The following is a 16,801-nucleotide window of genomic DNA, read 5'->3' as shown; positions in this document are numbered from 1 at the left end:
GCTACCAGCCGATAGCCATGCCATCTCCCCTGGGATCTGCTGCCCCGCTAATCATGCCATCTTCACGGATGACAATCCCTTGTGACTGCCCCATAATCCCGTCCCACGGCGCTCTGGCTTCGACGTTATGTCCCCACCGGGTAAGCGTGTCACATACGTCGTCATGATAGCGGTTCTCCACTCTCATCGTGTCGCCTTCCTCGCCCCAGGTACGCCCATACACCCAACGCGGTAGCCCAATGGCTTCCTGAATGTTCAGACCGTAGTCCAGCACACCCGTAAGAACTGATAACTGTGTCTGAGGTTGGCCTTCACCACCCTGCGTGCCTACGAGCATATAAGGTTTCCCGTTACGAGTGACAAGACCCGGCATTAGGGTGTGGAATGAGCGTTTATTTGGTTCTAATACGTTAGCGTCCTTCGGATCAAGTGAGAAAAAGGAACCTCGGTTCTGCATGATCACACCCGTATCCCCGGGCACATAAGCAGCGCCAAAATCAAAGTACAGGCTCTGGATAAACGAGACGGCATTGCCTTCATTGTCCACAACCGCCGCATAAGCCGTATCCTGACCCATCATTTTGGACAGAAAAGGCTGTGCCACAGCAGGTGGAGCGGACTGAATCTCGTTCCATAATTCATTTCCATAAACCTTGGACAACAAATTTTCCAGCGGAATATCCCTGAAATCCGGATCTGTGAGATAACGATCACGGTCACGAAATGCCTTTTTGACCACTTCAGCCATCAGATGATAAAACTCGGGGGACGTGCGCGCCACGGAAGATAGATCAATATGTTCCAGCATATTCAACATCATCAGCATCGAGAAGCCCTGTGAATTCGGCGGCATCTGGTGAACTTGATAGCCACGGTAATCGGTAGTGATCGGCTTCACCCACTCTCCCTTGTGAGCCGCGAAATCTGCTGGGGCAAGCATGCCGCCATCCTCACGAATAGCCGAAGTTAGCTGCTCCGCCAGTTCCCCGGTATAAAAAACATCGCGTCCACCTGCCTGAATCAGGCGAATGGAAGAGGCAAGATCAGGCTGCAAGAGCAGATCCCCTTCCTGCAAAAGTGTACCAAAAGGGGCAAATACCGCTCGCAGCGTTGTATGCCCCATAATGAAATCCTCATCACGTTCCAGCCACAGGCGCAGATTTCGAGATACAGGACATCCCTTTTCCGCATATAGCGCAGCTGGTTCAAGCAACTGTTCCCACTTTAACTTCCCATAGCGGGACCAGACTTCCCACCATGTATCTACCATTCCAGGAACGGTAATTGCACTAAGCACACCTCGCTGAGGAATGGCGCTCATCCCCATCGCTTTGAACGTGTCGGCATGAATGCCTGCTGCTGAACGACCGCTACCGTTGTAGGCCGTTATGTCACCACTTGCACCGTCGTGAATCAGAAAGAAAGCATCTCCGCCAAGTCCAGTCATATGCGGGTAGACTACGCCCAGCGCGGCACTTACAGCGACAGCAGCATCATAAGCGTTACCACCCTGCTGGAGCATTGAGCTGCCAACCGCACTCGCCAAATAATGTGGGGAGGTAACCATCACCTCCCTGGATATCGGCATCTGGTTCAACATAAGGCGCCCTCCTTCCCGGCATACACATCCAGCGCTGCCTGTACGGCCTCGCCTGCTGGCAAGGCGTGACGATGACGCAACAGTACAGCTTCCAGTGCGCCCAGCACATGGAGTACATTTTTGCGCTGGCAGCTGAATCCCATCGTACCAATACGCCAAATCTTGCCTTTCAATGGTCCAAACGAACTGGCAATTTCAATACTGAAATCGTTCAGAAGCATGCTGCGTACCGACTCTCCGTCTATGCCTTCCGGAATTTCCATACAGGTGACCATTGGAAGTTTACTGGACATCTCTCCATACAGTTTGAGCCCCATACCCTGAATTCCCGCGACTAACGCACGTTCATTGATCCGATGTCTCTGGAAACGGGCATCCAGACCTTCCTGAAGCAAAATTCGCAGTCCTTCGTGAAGACCGTAGAGCATCGAAGTTGCCTCTGTATGATGGTTCAATCGTGCCGAACTCCAGTAGTCCTGCAATTGGCTCAAGTCAAAATAATTACTGGCAATCGTGCGCCCTTCAGCCCGAGCGCTTGTTGCATCGCGGAGGCCCCGTTCGACGGTTTTGCGGCTCATCAGTTTCTTCTCCACACGGCTGTTATACGTTAATGGGGCCATCCCGGATGGAACGGACAAACACTTCTGCGTTCCTCCCATGACTGCATCCAGATGCCAGGCATCCGTCTCGACAGGTGTCCCTCCAATTGTGGCAACCGCATCGACGACAAGTAAAATATCGAGTTCACGGCAGGATTTTCCAATCTCGGCGAGAGGCTGCATTTGCCCGGTTGATGTCTCACCGTGAACCATCGCAACCAAACTCGGCTTATGTGCATGGATCGCCTTAATAACTTCTTCGGGATCAAATACCGTTCCCCACTCTGTTTCAAAAAAGATAACCTCGGCACCACATCGCTCCGAAATTTCAACCAATAGATGTCCGAAACGTCCATAGATGGGGATGAGCACCTTGTCCCCTGGCTGAATCAGACTGACCAGCACGGCTTCAATCCCTGAGCGGGATGTACCATCTACCGGATAACACCACTCATTGTCTGTCATGTATAGTTCACGCAGCATGGCCATCGTCTCATTCATCAGGGAAGTGAACTCCGGATCAAACTGCCCCAGGATCGGGAAGGATAATGCCCTCAGAACTCTTGGGTCGACTTCAACTGGCCCCGGTGTCATGATCGTCCGCAAGGACGGGGACAATTCTTTATAGTTGGACATCTTCACTCAACTCCCGTAACCGTATTTATAGAGTAACTGAACCAGAACCCGGAAACCTTTCATCAGGTCCTCTTCAGCTGTATATTCAAGGGGATTATGGCTAATGCCATCTTGGCTTGGTACAAAGATCATCGCTGTAGGACAAGCCGGCTGAAAGATCTGCGAATCATGTCCTGCGCCGCTTGGCAAGTGCATATAGGATAATTGCTCCACTTCACAAATATCACGAATGTCTGACGTAATCTGTTCGTTCATCGGAATAGGTATGACAGACAAGTGCTCCTCCCAGTTCAGTCCGAGCTGTTGCTCGGCTGCGATTCTGCTAAATTCCTGTAGCATATTGTGCCAGCATCCATCAATGCTCTCTTGCCTGATATGCCGGATATCGAGCGAGAATTCGGCCCGGGATGCAACGACGTTACCCACACCCGGATCGGCTGTTATTCGTCCCACTGTGGCTACAAGTGGTTCTCCCGCTTCAAGCGCAATGTTTCTTACGGCTGTAATCATTTCGGCTGCACCTGCAAGTGCATCCTTGCGCCAGGCCATCGGTGTAGTTCCGGCATGATTAGCTACGCCACTTACTGTAATGCTAAAGCGTTTCTGGCCTGCAATATTCGATACAATACCGATCGAATGGCCCAATCGTTCAAGGACCTGGCCTTGCTCGATATGAAGTTCTATAAACGCACCGTATGTTTGTGAAGCCGTTCTATAGCTACTATCTGGTCCAAAGCCTGCATCATGTATTGCCTGTGCAAAGGTAATGCCTTCCTGATCCTTCAAATATTGAACTTCTTCCAGCCCGCTTACCCCCGTTATACTCCGTGATCCCCAATAAGCGAAGGGGAATCGACTACCTTCTTCCTCACATAAGGACACGACTTGAAGCGTTCGTTTGGGTACCCCAAAATTTTTTTTCAGATACTCTAGCGCGAGCACTCCCGCAACTACGCCATATGCGCCGTCATACTTTCCACCATGCACCACAGTATCGATATGGGACCCCGTAACAATCGGTGCCTCTTCCATTCCTTTTCCCACTTCTGAACCCATACCTCTACCGTGCAGAGTTCCATACAGGTTGCCCGATTGATCGAATTCAGGAGCTAACCCTTTCTCCTGCATTTTTGCCGCAAGCGCATGCTGTGCCTCACACCATGCTTGGTCGTACAATAGACGTGTGACACCACCCTGGGCATCAGCGCCATAGGCGGATAACCATTCAAGCATGCCTTTCATCTCCACCTGCTCCAATTGCGGCAAAGGCTGGGTGGAACGTTTCGTTCCAGAAGATGTGTGTCCTTCAACGTCGTTCATGACACCCCCTCCGTTCCTTCAACACCAACCGGAACAGATGAGTTAGCCCGGATAAACCGTCCTAAAGGTTCATCCGATAATCCTGTTTTTGAACTGTATATTCGTGTGCCCCGGCAGAACACATCTACAATGCTGGAGGAAAACGTGCGTCCCACATAAGGACTCTGTTTATGTGTGTAGTGCAGATCATCCGTATTTAAGGTTGCACTCTTCTCCCAATCAATTAGTACCAGATCCGCATCCTTGCCGATGGCTATCTCACCTTTACTCTCCAACCCAAGTCTTCTTGCAGGTTGCAGAGCCAGAACTTTTCCGAGTAGCGGAAGGGCTACATTTCGCTGAAGATGTCCTTCCTCCAACATGAGCAGCAGCGTGCTTTGCGCACCCGAGATGCCACCCCAGATTTCAAAGAAATTATCAGATTGTTTCATCGATGGCGGACAGGGTGAGTGGTCGGATGCGATAACATCAATCAGACCTGCTCCCAGCGCATCCCATAACCGATTTTGCTCAGCCATACTTCGCAAAGGTGGCGCACACTTCGCTACAGCTCCCAACCGGACAACATCCTCCTCTGTCAGAGTCAGGTAATGGGGACATGTTTCAGAAGTTACATCCAACCCGCGCTGTTTTGCCTCTGCAATCAGATCAAGCGCTTCCCGTGTACTGATATGAACAAAATGCAGTGCACATCCGGTTTGCTCCCCATATTGCAGTGCTCGTGACACCGCCTGAACCTCTGCTTCTGCTGGGCGAGATTGCAAGTAATCCATCGGGCCAATTCGTCCATCTGCAATACTTCTGGCTCCCAGTTCAGCAACCATCGTCTCGTCTTCGGCATGAAGCGCCAGCACACGGTTTAGTTTTGCGATCTCGTACATGCCATTCAAAAGTGTATCGTCATCCGCTCTGGCGAAGATGTCTTCCCCTTCTCCGCCAGGTTCGGACATAAATGCCTTGAAACCCGCCGCACCCATATCGGTCAAAGGTGCAAGCTCGGCCCGATTGCCGGGAACAAGTCCTCCCCAGAACGCATAATCAACATAGGATTGACCGTTGGCTGCTTTCATTTTCGACTCCCAAGCCTCCGGTCTAATCGTTGGGGGGACACCATTAAGCGGCATATCGACATACGTCGTAATTCCACCAGCAGCCAATGATGCTGATCCCGACTTAAATCCCTCCCAGTTCGCCAGTCCGGGTTCATTGAAGTGAACATGGATGTCCACTGCCCCTGGCATCACTGTGAGGCCAATTGCTTCTATTATTTCAGTATCTTCATCACCCACCAGGTGTGAGGACAAAGCTGATATTTTTTCACCAGTAATCCCAATATCCAGCTCTTCCACGCTATCTCTCAATACAACCCGGGCCCCCCGGATGATCGTGTCTAATCTTGTCATATGGATGACCCTCCCCTGATCAGAACCGGATTCGTATATTTCAGCTTCCCCGGTATGTACTGTAACCTCCTGGCGCAATCAACAAAGGAATGTGGTAGTGACTTGCAGCATCGGAAACGGCAATCCGAATCGGTACAACCGTCCATAATGCCTGCCCCAATTCTTCAAGAGATCGCTGTGCGTAATAACCCTCAACGTTGAACTGAAGCTCATAGACCGCTTGCTCAAGCTTCCCTCCTTCAAGCAACGGTGCATCCAGACGCCCATCGCTATTAGTCACCGATTCAGCAACTTTCATTTTGTTTTCCTTCTCGCCATCCCTATGCAATACAAAAAGTTCAATCCGCACACCTGCGGCCGGAACGCCCTTGGAAGTATCCAGCACATGCGTAGTAATCCGTCCACCAGCCACCGACATCATGCCTCCCTTTCTTTCTTTGAGCCCCAATGGTCATCCTCTAGATCATCCCTTGTCATTGAGAAGCCCTGAAACCCATAAGCAGGTCTGGCCTCGGTAAATACTTTACCTTCTCCTTCTTTTACTTCCTCCAGCACCGTTTCCCATGTCCGATTGTTGGATTCGAATGAAACCTCACTAAGCTGTCCAAATCGACGCAAGAGCCTAAGTCCAATCTGATAAATCAGATGCTGAATGGATGCCGAACGACACGCATGGAATACGGCAGCAGCTACATCTCTCACCTGCTCCGCCGCTACATAACGTCCGCGCTGATCATCCATGCCATCTCTCGGGTCTTCGTAACGCCAATTGATATTCAGGAAAATGAACAGTGGACGATCCCATGTCTCAGGTAAGGTCGTGTACTCATCCTTGACGAAACCGGCAAATTCACTGCCTTTGACCTTAATCAGCCTGATATCTGCGACACCACTGAAATGATTGCTCAGTTCAACCTGATTTCCTTTTCGCTGCGCTTCAAGTGCAGCTGTCGCCCGATCATTCTGGGAATAACGGAATACCAGCTCACTTGCACGAAGGCTTCCTTCTCTGCGAACAAGCACATCTTCAAAAGGAATCTGATCTGCCGTCATTTGCACTTTGGTCATATGCGGATATGTCTCCAGAAAACGTCGACTGACGTAAGCGAGAAAACCTTCCACCGTAGCTCCGTAGTAATCCGCAGCATGTTTCAGGATGAAATTCTTCATTGAATCCGTTGCAACGACGAGAGAATTATCTCCTTCGATAAAAGAAGGCAGAAATTCGTCGCTTTGCACGGCTACTTTAATGTTTAATCCGAACAGGATATTATTGCGTCCGGTAAATGGAGATTCCGGTATGGCCTGAATACCCGTCAAGGGTTTGGCGTATGAGCGGTACATCCATACATCACCTTTGCCGTAATACATGGTCCGCTGCTTTACTTCGGATGGCTTACATCCAAATTCATCTTCATGACCAACCTGTACCAGCCACTGCTCCAATCGAATAGAAGCGATCTTGAACACTTCCTTCAAGGCGGTCTGGAATTCTTCCTCTCTTCCTCTCCTATTGCGGTTCCGCATGGACTCCAAGATGGACTGTGCTGTGTGACCTTTCACGGCCAATATAAAAGGAAAGCCGAATTGGATTGTATATTCTTTATTTAATTTACTAAGCTCGTTATATTGCTCCGCCGAAAGTGAATTAAGCCCTGCACCAGCCTGTTCCTGAACGGAATTGCTGCTCATGCTGATTCGTGCACCGAGATCCGGGTGATTGCAAAGCAACTGCAACTTGACCCTTTCATCGGATGTCTGAACTACGTTTTTCATCACATTCATCATGTGTTCAAAAGAGTCGAATGGTCTTGAAGGCCAAGAACGCTCCGCCACCCAAGGTGATTCTTCGAATAGTCCGCCAAACGTATGCACGAACTGTGTAATAGACCAGCTGTTAACGAGTTTAATGAAATCGCCCATGTTAGAACCTCCGGTCTTCTGTGGAATGTTGTTCTTCATTTTAAGTGCCTCATCGTACTGCGACAACAATATTTACGCAATTTTGTAATATAACATAACATCAGTTATGTGATTTGTTAGTAGTGCACGGGAATTGATTGTTCAAATGTAATGAAAAGCGCAAAAAAACCGCACTTCCTCAAGGGAAATACGGTTTTATCTGACACGTTTGCTTCATTGTCATGCTGCACAAACCTTGTTCGGAATAAGGGTTAAGATCATTATCTACTTATTAATTGGGCCTGCCGTCGGATTAATGATTATGCGAATGAGGTCTTGCCGAGGTTTTATCCCGCACAAACTTGCGGAAGGTGAACACCAGCTTTAGTTTTAGCAGATCATTAGTCTTCTTAAAGTCCATTTGCAGCAAACTTCCGATTTTCTCCATTCGATAGGTAACGGTGTTCCGATGCACAAACAGCTGCTTCGCAGCTTCGTTAATAAGTCCATCATTCTCGATAAAAGATTCCAACGTATTCATTAGTACCTGATTGGGATCGCCGTCCCTCGCCAGTAAAGGCTCAAGTACTTTATTGCAATAATTCTCCATGATGTTATCCGGAACATGTTGGAATACATAGGCGAATTCCAGCATCTCGAACTGGAGAGCCCGATCTTTCATACCGAATCGGCGAGCCAGTTGACGGGTATCCAGACATTCCTGATAGGCCTCGCGCAGTGACTTCGGTTCATGCTTCATTTTGCTGATCCAAAACCGCGGTGCAGGTGCTCCCTTGGCTTCCTGTGCTGCAAGAACATCACCGAACCGATTCAGCAGGAATGCTGATAATTCCTCTCCATAATCCCGCCCTGTTGGACAGGTATAGATGGATAGTATGCCATCTTCAATCTGAAAATGCTGTGAGGCTGTGAACTGCATAAGTGGGTTGTACTGCAACTCGCGGTGGATCTGCTTCAGCAGCTTTCCTTCTGCAAAAACAGACGGTTCCAGTGTGATCAACACACATTGATAGGTCCCCTGGAACAAATGAACCCCTTTATTTTCGCTGAGCTTGGTGAGTTCATCTACCGTCATTTTGTTATCTAGATATTGGGTTAACAGCGTACGCATCTCATCCTGAACGGTGGGGTTAATGTGTTCACGATAGGTCATATCCATATAGAATGCCAGGACATCCGCAGCCTGCTGAAACAATTCTTCCTCCGCTCTAAGTGACAGCGCCGAGTCTGTAAAGACGAGCAAAAATCCGTATTCTTCATCATTCTGCTTGATTGGTACCCGGTGGCAGCTTGCCTGATTCCATTTCACTCGGTGCATGACGGACTTCCAAGGCCAACCCTGCACTACTGCATCTGCCGCAATGCCTTCGCTGCCATACAGTACATGGCCACGGGATCCAATAACCGCAAGCGGATAATTCAACACGGTAGCCAGTTCGGCAAATACATTACGATGCTGTTGCTGTTGCAATGCAAAGTGCATCAATTTTTTCTGTTTCTGCACCACCTCGTGCAGTAAACGATTGCTGCGTTCATGTTCAGCCCTGAATAACGCATTCATTTGGTCGGAAAATGTAAACTGGAACGGCAGTTCCAGCAGCGGTAACCGCAGTCGATCTGCTTCCTCGATAATTCCTTGCGGAATGGCCTGCCAGAAACGGCCCAATTTAATGCCTAATCCGGCACAACCACGTTCGTTCAGGCGGCGCATCAAACGAAGTGCATCGGTCTCGCTGTCTTTCATAATAAATGCGGTTGTGAAAAGCAATTCTCCGGATTTGATCCAATCCGCTATATCTGGAGCGTCCATGACGTTAACGGATTTCATCATCCGTGAAGTCCCTTCCCCACCTGCAACCAATCTGGCCTCAGACAACGGGTACACCTGTAAAGCCTCTTTAACCGTAAGCTGCATGGACATTACCTCCCATATATATAACGCATAAAGCGGTTTATATCCTTTATTTGGACTTAAACAAAGGTTATACACTTGGTTTTAACCATTTTATTGAAATTGACCTTGATTATTGTTAAGTATTATAACATCATTTTCTTTTAAATAGCTTACATGAGAAAAAAATAAAACCCATGACACAATTGCAGCAATCGTTCCGCAACTGGCATAGGTTTTATTTTCGAGTTGATACATGTTGAATTACAAACGGAAAGGATCAGATTCCCAATGTTTCGTGACTCAGCCACAATTTCATCCGGGACAGTACCTCTTTCATATTGAGCGGTTTGCTAATATAATCTGAGGCTCCTGCCGCAATACATTTATCACGATCTTCTTTCATGGCTTTGGCAGTCAAAGCAATAATAGGGAGCTTTTTGAGATTTAATCTCTCACGGATTTGGCGAGTAGTTTCATATCCATCCAACTCTGGCATCATGATATCCATCAAGATAATATCCGGGTTCGCTTCTCCGCTCTCTAACATCTCCAGACACTCGTAGCCATTCTGAGCTGTAATCACCTTCATGTCATACTGCTCAAGGGCATTTGCCAAGGCATACACATTTCGAATATCATCATCGACAACAAGAACCTGGCGGCCATTCAATAATGATTCTTCAAGTGGCGTCAATAACATCTCGACGTTTGTTGAATTCTCGCCTGAGAATTTGTTTGTTTCAGGAGCAGTCACGGCTACCTCGTTCAAGAACAATCTGGAGTTTTGCATAACCTCAGGCTCTTCCCTTCTAAGTGGGAGGAATAAGGTGAAGACACTTCCTTGTCCTTCGCGACTAGTTGCCGAGATTGATCCTCCCAACAGATTGGCAAGAGATTGAGAGATCGACAGTCCCAGTCCAGTTCCACCGTATTTTCGGGCGGTGGCTCCATCCGCCTGTTTGAAGGCATCAAAGATCTGCAGCAGTTTGCTGTCCGCAATGCCAATCCCGGTATCACTAACCGAGAAGGCTATGACATCCGTCTCTGCTCCGTTCGTTTCAGGATTGGACAGACTCACTCTGGAGATGGTTAAGGCTACTTCCCCTTCATTGGTGAATTTAAATGCATTGGATAGCAAATTCCGTAAAATCTGGTGTAACCGCATCTCGTCGGAAACAATCGTTTCCGGCAGAGGGCTTTGAAGCTGAATCCGGAAATCAATTCCTTTTTGCTCAGCCGTTTTCAGGAAATATTGATTCATCGCTTCCGGCAGGGTTCCAAGATAGACATCATCCAAATCCACTTCCATCTCCCCAGCCTCCACTTTGGAAAGGTCGAGAATGTCGTTAATCAGATTCAACAGGTCCTTACCTGATGCATGGATCACCGAAGCATATTTCTGTTCTTCACTATTTAAGTGCTGATGTTTGTTCTCAGCCAAAATCTCGGACAGAATTAGCATACTGTTTAGCGGGGTACGCAGTTCATGCGACATATTCGCCAGGAACTCAGACTTATAACCAGAGCTTGTCCGTAACTGATCGGCTACTTCTGCAAGTTCGCTAGCAGAGGTCTCAGCCGCATTTTTCTGCATTTCCAGACGCTCGTTCAACATGTGCAGTTCCTCTGTCTGCATATGTAATTCTTCCGTCTGGGACACCATTTCTTCGGTCTGTGCCTGCAATTTCTCCGATTGTGTCTGCAATTCTTCATTCAACACCTGTGATTCATCATACAAATGCTGTAATTCCATGCGTGTTACGGTGGAATGAAGCGAGACGCCGAAGATTTCGATCAGTTCGGTTAGCAACTTTGTTTCCTTTGGTTCGATCTGCTTCATAGAGGCCAGTTCGATTACAGCTATCGTTTTACCTTCAAATACCACCGGGGCTACCGTGAGTGATGCAGCTGACGCATCACCAAGTCCCGATGAGATGCGAATATAATTTTGAGGCAAGTCGTTCATCTGCAAAACTCGCTTCTCAATCGCACTCTGACCGACTAATCCCTCACCCGGTGCAACGGATACTTTACCGAGGGAACGCTCTTTCTCTCCATCTGCCGCATACGCAGCTACACGAATGAGACGGTTCTCTTTCATCGCATATAACACGCCATAAGGGGCTTCTAGCAGGATCGCGACTTGGTTTAGGAACAACCGTGACAGGCCCTCCAAACTTGCAGGGTTCTGCAAGAGTGTAGCAATGCTGGCAACCTGATCCTTAAGTCGATTCTGTTCCTGTACCGTATCCAGCAATAAGTTCGTCTCTTTACCCAAATCACCGACCTCATCTTGTGTACGGACAATAATACGCTGTGTGAGATTGCCGCCTTGAGATATGTCGCTGATGGTATGTTTGACTTCACGCAGGGTCTTGACGATATTGCCCGAAATGACGAGCGCTGCAGCAACAGATAGTCCGGCAACGGCAGCCCATAAGGTATACATAATGGTAAGCAATGTGGAGCTTCGTGCTGCGAGCTCGGTCACCCGGCTTTCCGTCAGTCGCAACTCTGTATTGCGGAAGTTCTCGAACTCGGATCTTAACAGATCAATTTCGCCTTTCCCTGGATCGGAATGGAAAAATTCAATGACTTTATCCTGATCTCCTTGTCTCTTTAGGGCCACCGAGGCTGATCCGGCAACATCAATCCAGCGGACAATATGTGTTTTGATGGTTTCCAGAGTCATCTGCTGGGATGGGTTATCACTAACCAGCTCATACAGTTCGGCATAATTGGAGTTCCACTGGGTTAGCGCTTGGTTGTATGGCTCCAAATAACTTTCTTCCCCGGTGATCATGAATCCCCGCTGTCCTGTTTCCATATTCAGAACATTTTTCTCAATTGCATTGGTCAGGTTATGCACTTCCAGGTCGTGGTGGCTGATAAAATCGATTTCCTTCTGCGATGCATCAATTTGGGCAGATAACACCAGCAAAACGGCACCAAATAACAACACAACCACTAGATAGCCCAATAGAATTTTGGAGCGTATCGTAAATCTTCTCTTTTTCGACAACGCAGAAACCTCCAATGAAATAAACAATTCCGATCAATTAAAAAACAGTCGCATATGTAGTTTATATGTATACGTATATACTGACAAGCATTAGTTCAAGAACCGCACGAGTTAAAAAACGACCTGCGTATGCAGGTCGCTTGTTTATTGGAATGAAGTTCGCATGATAATGACTGATTAAGCTTTCGGGGCAATCATTTTCGCTGGATCAACATACTGATCGAATTGCTCTTCCGTAAGCAGACCTGTCTGCAATGTTGCTTCTTTCAGAGACAGCCCTTCCTTATGCGCAAGCTTGGCGATTTTGGCTGCATTCTCATATCCGATATGCGGATTAAGAGCGGTAACCAACATAAGCGAGTTATTCAAATTGTGTTCAATCTGGCCGAGGTTAGGCTCAATACCCACCGCACATTTATCATTGAATGCAACAATGGAATCAGCAAGGAGCTGAACAGATTGCAGGAAGTTATAGATAATAACCGGTTTGAACACATTCAACTCGAAGTTACCCTGACTTGCCGCGAAGCCAATCGCCGCATCGTTCCCCATGACTTGCGTAACCACCATGGTCATCGCCTCGCTCTGAGTTGGATTCACTTTACCTGGCATAATGGAACTGCCCGGTTCGTTCTCCGGAATACGAATCTCTCCCAGACCGCTGCGTGGGCCACTAGCCAGCCAGCGAACATCATTGGCAATTTTCATCAAGTCAGCTGCAAGCGCTTTAACTGCACCGTGAGCATATACCACTTCATCATGACTTGTAAGTGCGTGGAATTTGTTAGGTGCGGATACAAAATCCTTGCCGGTATGCTTGCCAATTTCCTTGGCTGTATAATCACCAAAGTCAGGATGTGCATTAATTCCGGTTCCCACAGCTGTACCACCAATTGCGAGTTCTTTCATATAATTCACACTATCGCGGATCATACGTTCACTCTTATCGAGCATCGCTTCCCAGCCGCTGATTTCCTGACCGAGTGTAATTGGCGTTGCATCCTGAAGATGAGTACGTCCAATTTTGATAATATCTTTGAATTTTTCCGATTTGTCTGCAAAAGTGGATTTCAGCACCGCGATTGCCGGCAAGAGTTGATCTTCAACAGCAAGTACTCCTGCAACATGCAGAGCCGTTGGGAATGTATCATTAGAGCTTTGGGACATGTTTACATCATCATTCGGATGCAGACGTTCTTCCTTGCCCTTTTGTTCAAGCAACTGGTTACCCAGATTGGCAATGACTTCGTTTACGTTCATGTTGGACTGTGTTCCGCTACCCGTCTGCCATACTACGAGAGGAAAATGATCATCAATCCGACCTGCAATAATTTCATCAGCGGCATAAGCGATCGCATCCGATTTGGCAGCGGACAATTTACCTAATTTATGGTTACTAGCTGCAGCGCTTTTTTTCAAAATGGCAAGAGCACGCACGACTTCCATCGGCATATGCTCGCGACCAATCGGAAAGTTTTCCTTACTGCGTTGCGTTTGAGCTCCCCACAGCCTGTCGGCTGGTACTTTCATTTCACCTAACGTATCTTTCTCAATGCGGTATTCCACTTGCTTTTCCTCCTCCAAAAAGATGGTTTGGGTCTCTAAAAAAATACGTATACATTCTTTTCTTCACAGCATCTTACATCTGTTGATTCCAAAGTCATTTTTGGGATTTATGCAAAATGCTTTTTATGAGCAAAGCTTGTGTATCTTGTCATATTATACATGATTGCCTGTGCAATTTTCACCTTTTCGACAAAAATGTAAGCGTGAAGCAAAGTGCTTGAGTATTTATTTTTGAGCTTTGATCGGATATAGACGGCTGGTTTGCTCGAATAATTCGCCCGGCTCAAGACCAATCAGACCGATCTCTTCAGCAGGAATGCCTTGTACATTCGGGGCGTTAACGAGGTTCATCTGTGGCTCAGGACAGAAGAATCCGCCAGCCATATTGTTATTCCAGATCATCCAGTGCTTGTACGAAGTCCCTACATCATATACCAGCTTGTCACCGGTACGATGATCAGTAAGCTCCATATAGTTGCGACCGTTCTGTGGTTCAGCCGTGTAGTGGTTGTCCATGGCTGCAAAAAACGGACTAACGCCCTCTTCCTTTAATTGCTCTTCCTCTGGTGTAAGCGGTTGAAATTGTCCTGTAGGTAAAGAACGTTCATTCAATTCACGACGCTGACCAATCGTTATTTTGGCGGTGTAATCGGATGCCTGGCTTTCCGGTGCAAAAGGTACGCTAATGGCTGTATGGAATGCGAACAGGTTCGGCATACGTTCCTTCCCGTTATTCCGAACATTCAATTGCTGCTGAAGTCCCAGACTACTTAGCGAGTAACGGAGCGTCACTGTGAAGGTGAACGGCAGGTATTTGTAGAACTCATGTCCTTCCTTCACTTCCTGACTGAGCACAACATAACTCTCCAACTCGTCAGAACCGAACCCATCAACCTTCCACTCGGCATCATGCAGGAATCCATGCAGGTGGTTGCCTGTAGCTGGTTCGTTTATAGGTAGTTCATAAACTTCACCATTCCAGGGGAAGCGACCATCCTCATAGCGATTTGGTGGGGAAAGAATCGGAATACCGTATACGGCAGGTGCAGCCATAAATTCATCCATCTGTTCCTGGTCTGGCTCACGCAAATAACGGAATCCCTGCTCTGTATCACGGAAAGCGACCAGGTTGGCACCCACACTCGGAATAACTGCCGCTTCGAATTGATTAAAACGAAGCCAGACGGCTGGTATACCTCCAAATTGTTCTTCGAAAGCTGCATTTTGCTGTGTCATCGTTATATGTACCTCCTGCATACTAAGGTTATATTATACGGCTCGACTATATCATGACCGGGCACAAAATACCAATCTATGATAGAGAACAAATTCATGATGGAACGACAAAAAAGACAGCTACGATGCTCCGTGGCTGTCTCCATCCCCTTATGCTGCCGTAATGAATCATTCCAGATTTCAATGGAATACCCATGTATGGCATCTGCTCTATCAATCCACATATTTGCCGTGATCCGGAACGGCGGTCTGTTTAAAATCAAGATCGAGTCGCTCCAGCGAATCTCTCAGCATTTCTCCGGTTAAGGAATGTCCGTGCCCGGTAACAGCAACTATGGGCTCCAGTCGACGAATATGCTGAACTGATCGATGAGCCGCTTGCCAATCCGTCGTGAAATACGCGGGTGGACCGTGCAACTGTTTGTCCTGAAGCAGCACACTCCAGAGCGATTCCTGTTTCACGGTGACGATCGCGTCTCCCGCAATCAGTGTACGGTCTTCTTTTCGAAATAGCGACACATGGCCCGGTGTATGACCTGGTGTATGCAACCATTCCCAGCCAGAAACACCTGGGATGGAATGATCATCCGGCAGACTGAATATCCGATCATCCAGATTAATAGCTTCATTAGGGTAAGCAAATGACAGCCGTGCCATCAAACCGCCACCAACAGTAGGGTCGGCCGGAGGATAATCCTTCACACCTGTCAAATAAGGCAGTTCCAGCGGGTGTGCGTACACCGGGACGCCCCAGAATTGTTCCAGTTCGATGACGGTCCCGACGTGATCAAAATGACCATGTGTCAAAATAATCGCAGACGGTGGACCAGGAAAGCGTTCAGTTGCAACATGAAGAATCTGATCAGTGAAACTCGCCATTCCAGTGTCCACGAGCACCCAGTTCCTGCTTCCAGGCTCCCCGATGAACACAACATTAACGAACAGTGTACGCAGACTGAGGATATCGTGCGCGACTTCTTCAAGTCCCGTCATTCCTGCTGTAATCAGATTGTCAGATGCCATTCACGGTTACCTCCCATTCAGGCGGATTGTCTCTCTGGTTCCATTCATCTGTCATAGACTTCCCTTTTCTGGAGTAACTATTCCTTATTCCCAATAAAATAGACGGTGGACGCCCTGTTTCAGGCATACACCGTCTAGTATAATCAGCTACATTCCATATTAGAACAAGAACCTTTCGATCCTATTATGCCGGGAAAGCGTCCAGTGCCGCATCAAGCAGCTGATTGTACATATCGTCATCGTTTTCCAGCAGCTCGTCCATACGCAACAATTCATCTTCATCACCGGATTGTTCAGTGAAATGCAGACTATAGTCCCAATCCTTGCCGTTCTTGCTCATAAACGTAATCTCATAAACTGACTTTTCGCCTTCTGCACGAAAAACCGTATTACCTACATAATTCTTCTCATCTTCACGACGCATCTCTGCACGAATAATCTCAATATTCACAATCGTTCTCTCCTTTAATCTCTCTTCAGTTGCAGGTCTCCACAATTTATGGTAAACCTAGTTTGGTAATTATTATTGGTTAATTGTACAATATATATCGTAGCAACGTATACCTTATTCAATGAGGG

The 16,801-nt window shown here is 47.7% G+C and carries 12 protein-coding genes; all 12 read right to left on the bottom strand.

What is annotated here, in order from left to right:
* Position 1: 1 nt before the first annotated feature.
* The 12 genes from ggt to HP548_RS22290 all read right to left on the bottom strand — a co-directional run bounded on the left by ggt (position 2) and on the right by HP548_RS22290 (position 16,673).
* On the bottom strand, positions 2 to 1,600 hold the full coding sequence (gene ggt / locus HP548_RS22345) for a gamma-glutamyltransferase (protein ID WP_175382893.1): 1,599 nt from the start codon (positions 1,598 to 1,600) through the stop codon (positions 2 to 4).
* The gene (locus HP548_RS22340) at positions 1,594 to 2,835 is read right to left on the bottom strand and encodes a pyridoxal-phosphate-dependent aminotransferase family protein (RefSeq protein ID WP_175382892.1); all 1,242 of its coding nucleotides are present in this window, start codon (positions 2,833 to 2,835) and stop codon (positions 1,594 to 1,596) included. Before HP548_RS22340 ends, ggt begins: the two co-directional genes overlap by 7 nt.
* A gap of 6 nt (positions 2,836 to 2,841) precedes the next feature.
* On the bottom strand, positions 2,842 to 4,155 hold the full coding sequence (locus HP548_RS22335) for a M20 family metallo-hydrolase (RefSeq protein ID WP_175382891.1): 1,314 nt from the start codon (positions 4,153 to 4,155) through the stop codon (positions 2,842 to 2,844).
* Complete coding sequence (gene allB / locus HP548_RS22330; RefSeq protein WP_175382890.1) at positions 4,152 to 5,558, bottom strand: allantoinase AllB; 1,407 nt, start codon at positions 5,556 to 5,558, stop codon at positions 4,152 to 4,154. Before allB ends, HP548_RS22335 begins: the two co-directional genes overlap by 4 nt.
* 40 nt (positions 5,559 to 5,598) lie before the next feature.
* On the bottom strand, positions 5,599 to 5,976 hold the full coding sequence (gene uraH / locus HP548_RS22325) for a hydroxyisourate hydrolase (protein WP_175382889.1): 378 nt from the start codon (positions 5,974 to 5,976) through the stop codon (positions 5,599 to 5,601).
* Positions 5,976 to 7,520: a factor-independent urate hydroxylase gene (gene pucL, locus HP548_RS22320; protein ID WP_246318160.1), complete on the bottom strand. Its 1,545-nt coding sequence runs from the start codon at positions 7,518 to 7,520 to the stop codon at positions 5,976 to 5,978. Before pucL ends, uraH begins: the two co-directional genes overlap by 1 nt.
* 253 nt (positions 7,521 to 7,773) lie before the next feature.
* Positions 7,774 to 9,396, bottom strand: coding sequence for a PucR family transcriptional regulator (locus HP548_RS22315; RefSeq protein WP_175382888.1), 1,623 nt, complete (start codon positions 9,394 to 9,396; stop codon positions 7,774 to 7,776).
* 256 nt (positions 9,397 to 9,652) lie between these two features.
* Entirely contained in the window at positions 9,653 to 12,397 is a 2,745-nt protein-coding gene (locus tag HP548_RS22310; RefSeq protein ID WP_175382887.1) for a CHASE3 domain-containing protein, read from the bottom strand.
* A gap of 177 nt (positions 12,398 to 12,574) precedes the next feature.
* Positions 12,575 to 13,963, bottom strand: coding sequence for a class II fumarate hydratase (gene fumC / locus HP548_RS22305; RefSeq protein WP_163754215.1), 1,389 nt, complete (start codon positions 13,961 to 13,963; stop codon positions 12,575 to 12,577).
* A 225-nt stretch (positions 13,964 to 14,188) separates the two neighbouring features.
* Positions 14,189 to 15,199 (bottom strand): aldose 1-epimerase, encoded by a 1,011-nt coding sequence (locus HP548_RS22300; protein WP_175382886.1) that lies wholly within the window; start codon positions 15,197 to 15,199, stop codon positions 14,189 to 14,191.
* A gap of 213 nt (positions 15,200 to 15,412) precedes the next feature.
* Complete coding sequence (locus HP548_RS22295) at positions 15,413 to 16,222, bottom strand: MBL fold metallo-hydrolase (protein ID WP_175382885.1); 810 nt, start codon at positions 16,220 to 16,222, stop codon at positions 15,413 to 15,415.
* Between the two features lie 184 nt (positions 16,223 to 16,406).
* Positions 16,407 to 16,673: a hypothetical protein gene (locus tag HP548_RS22290; RefSeq protein WP_083678844.1), complete on the bottom strand. Its 267-nt coding sequence runs from the start codon at positions 16,671 to 16,673 to the stop codon at positions 16,407 to 16,409.
* Positions 16,674 to 16,801: the final 128 nt, after the last annotated feature.

The organism is Paenibacillus taichungensis (assembly GCF_013359905.1).
GTDB classification, from domain to species: Bacteria; Bacillota; Bacilli; order Paenibacillales; family Paenibacillaceae; genus Paenibacillus; species Paenibacillus taichungensis.
This window is presented reverse-complemented; position numbering and strand designations above follow the sequence as displayed.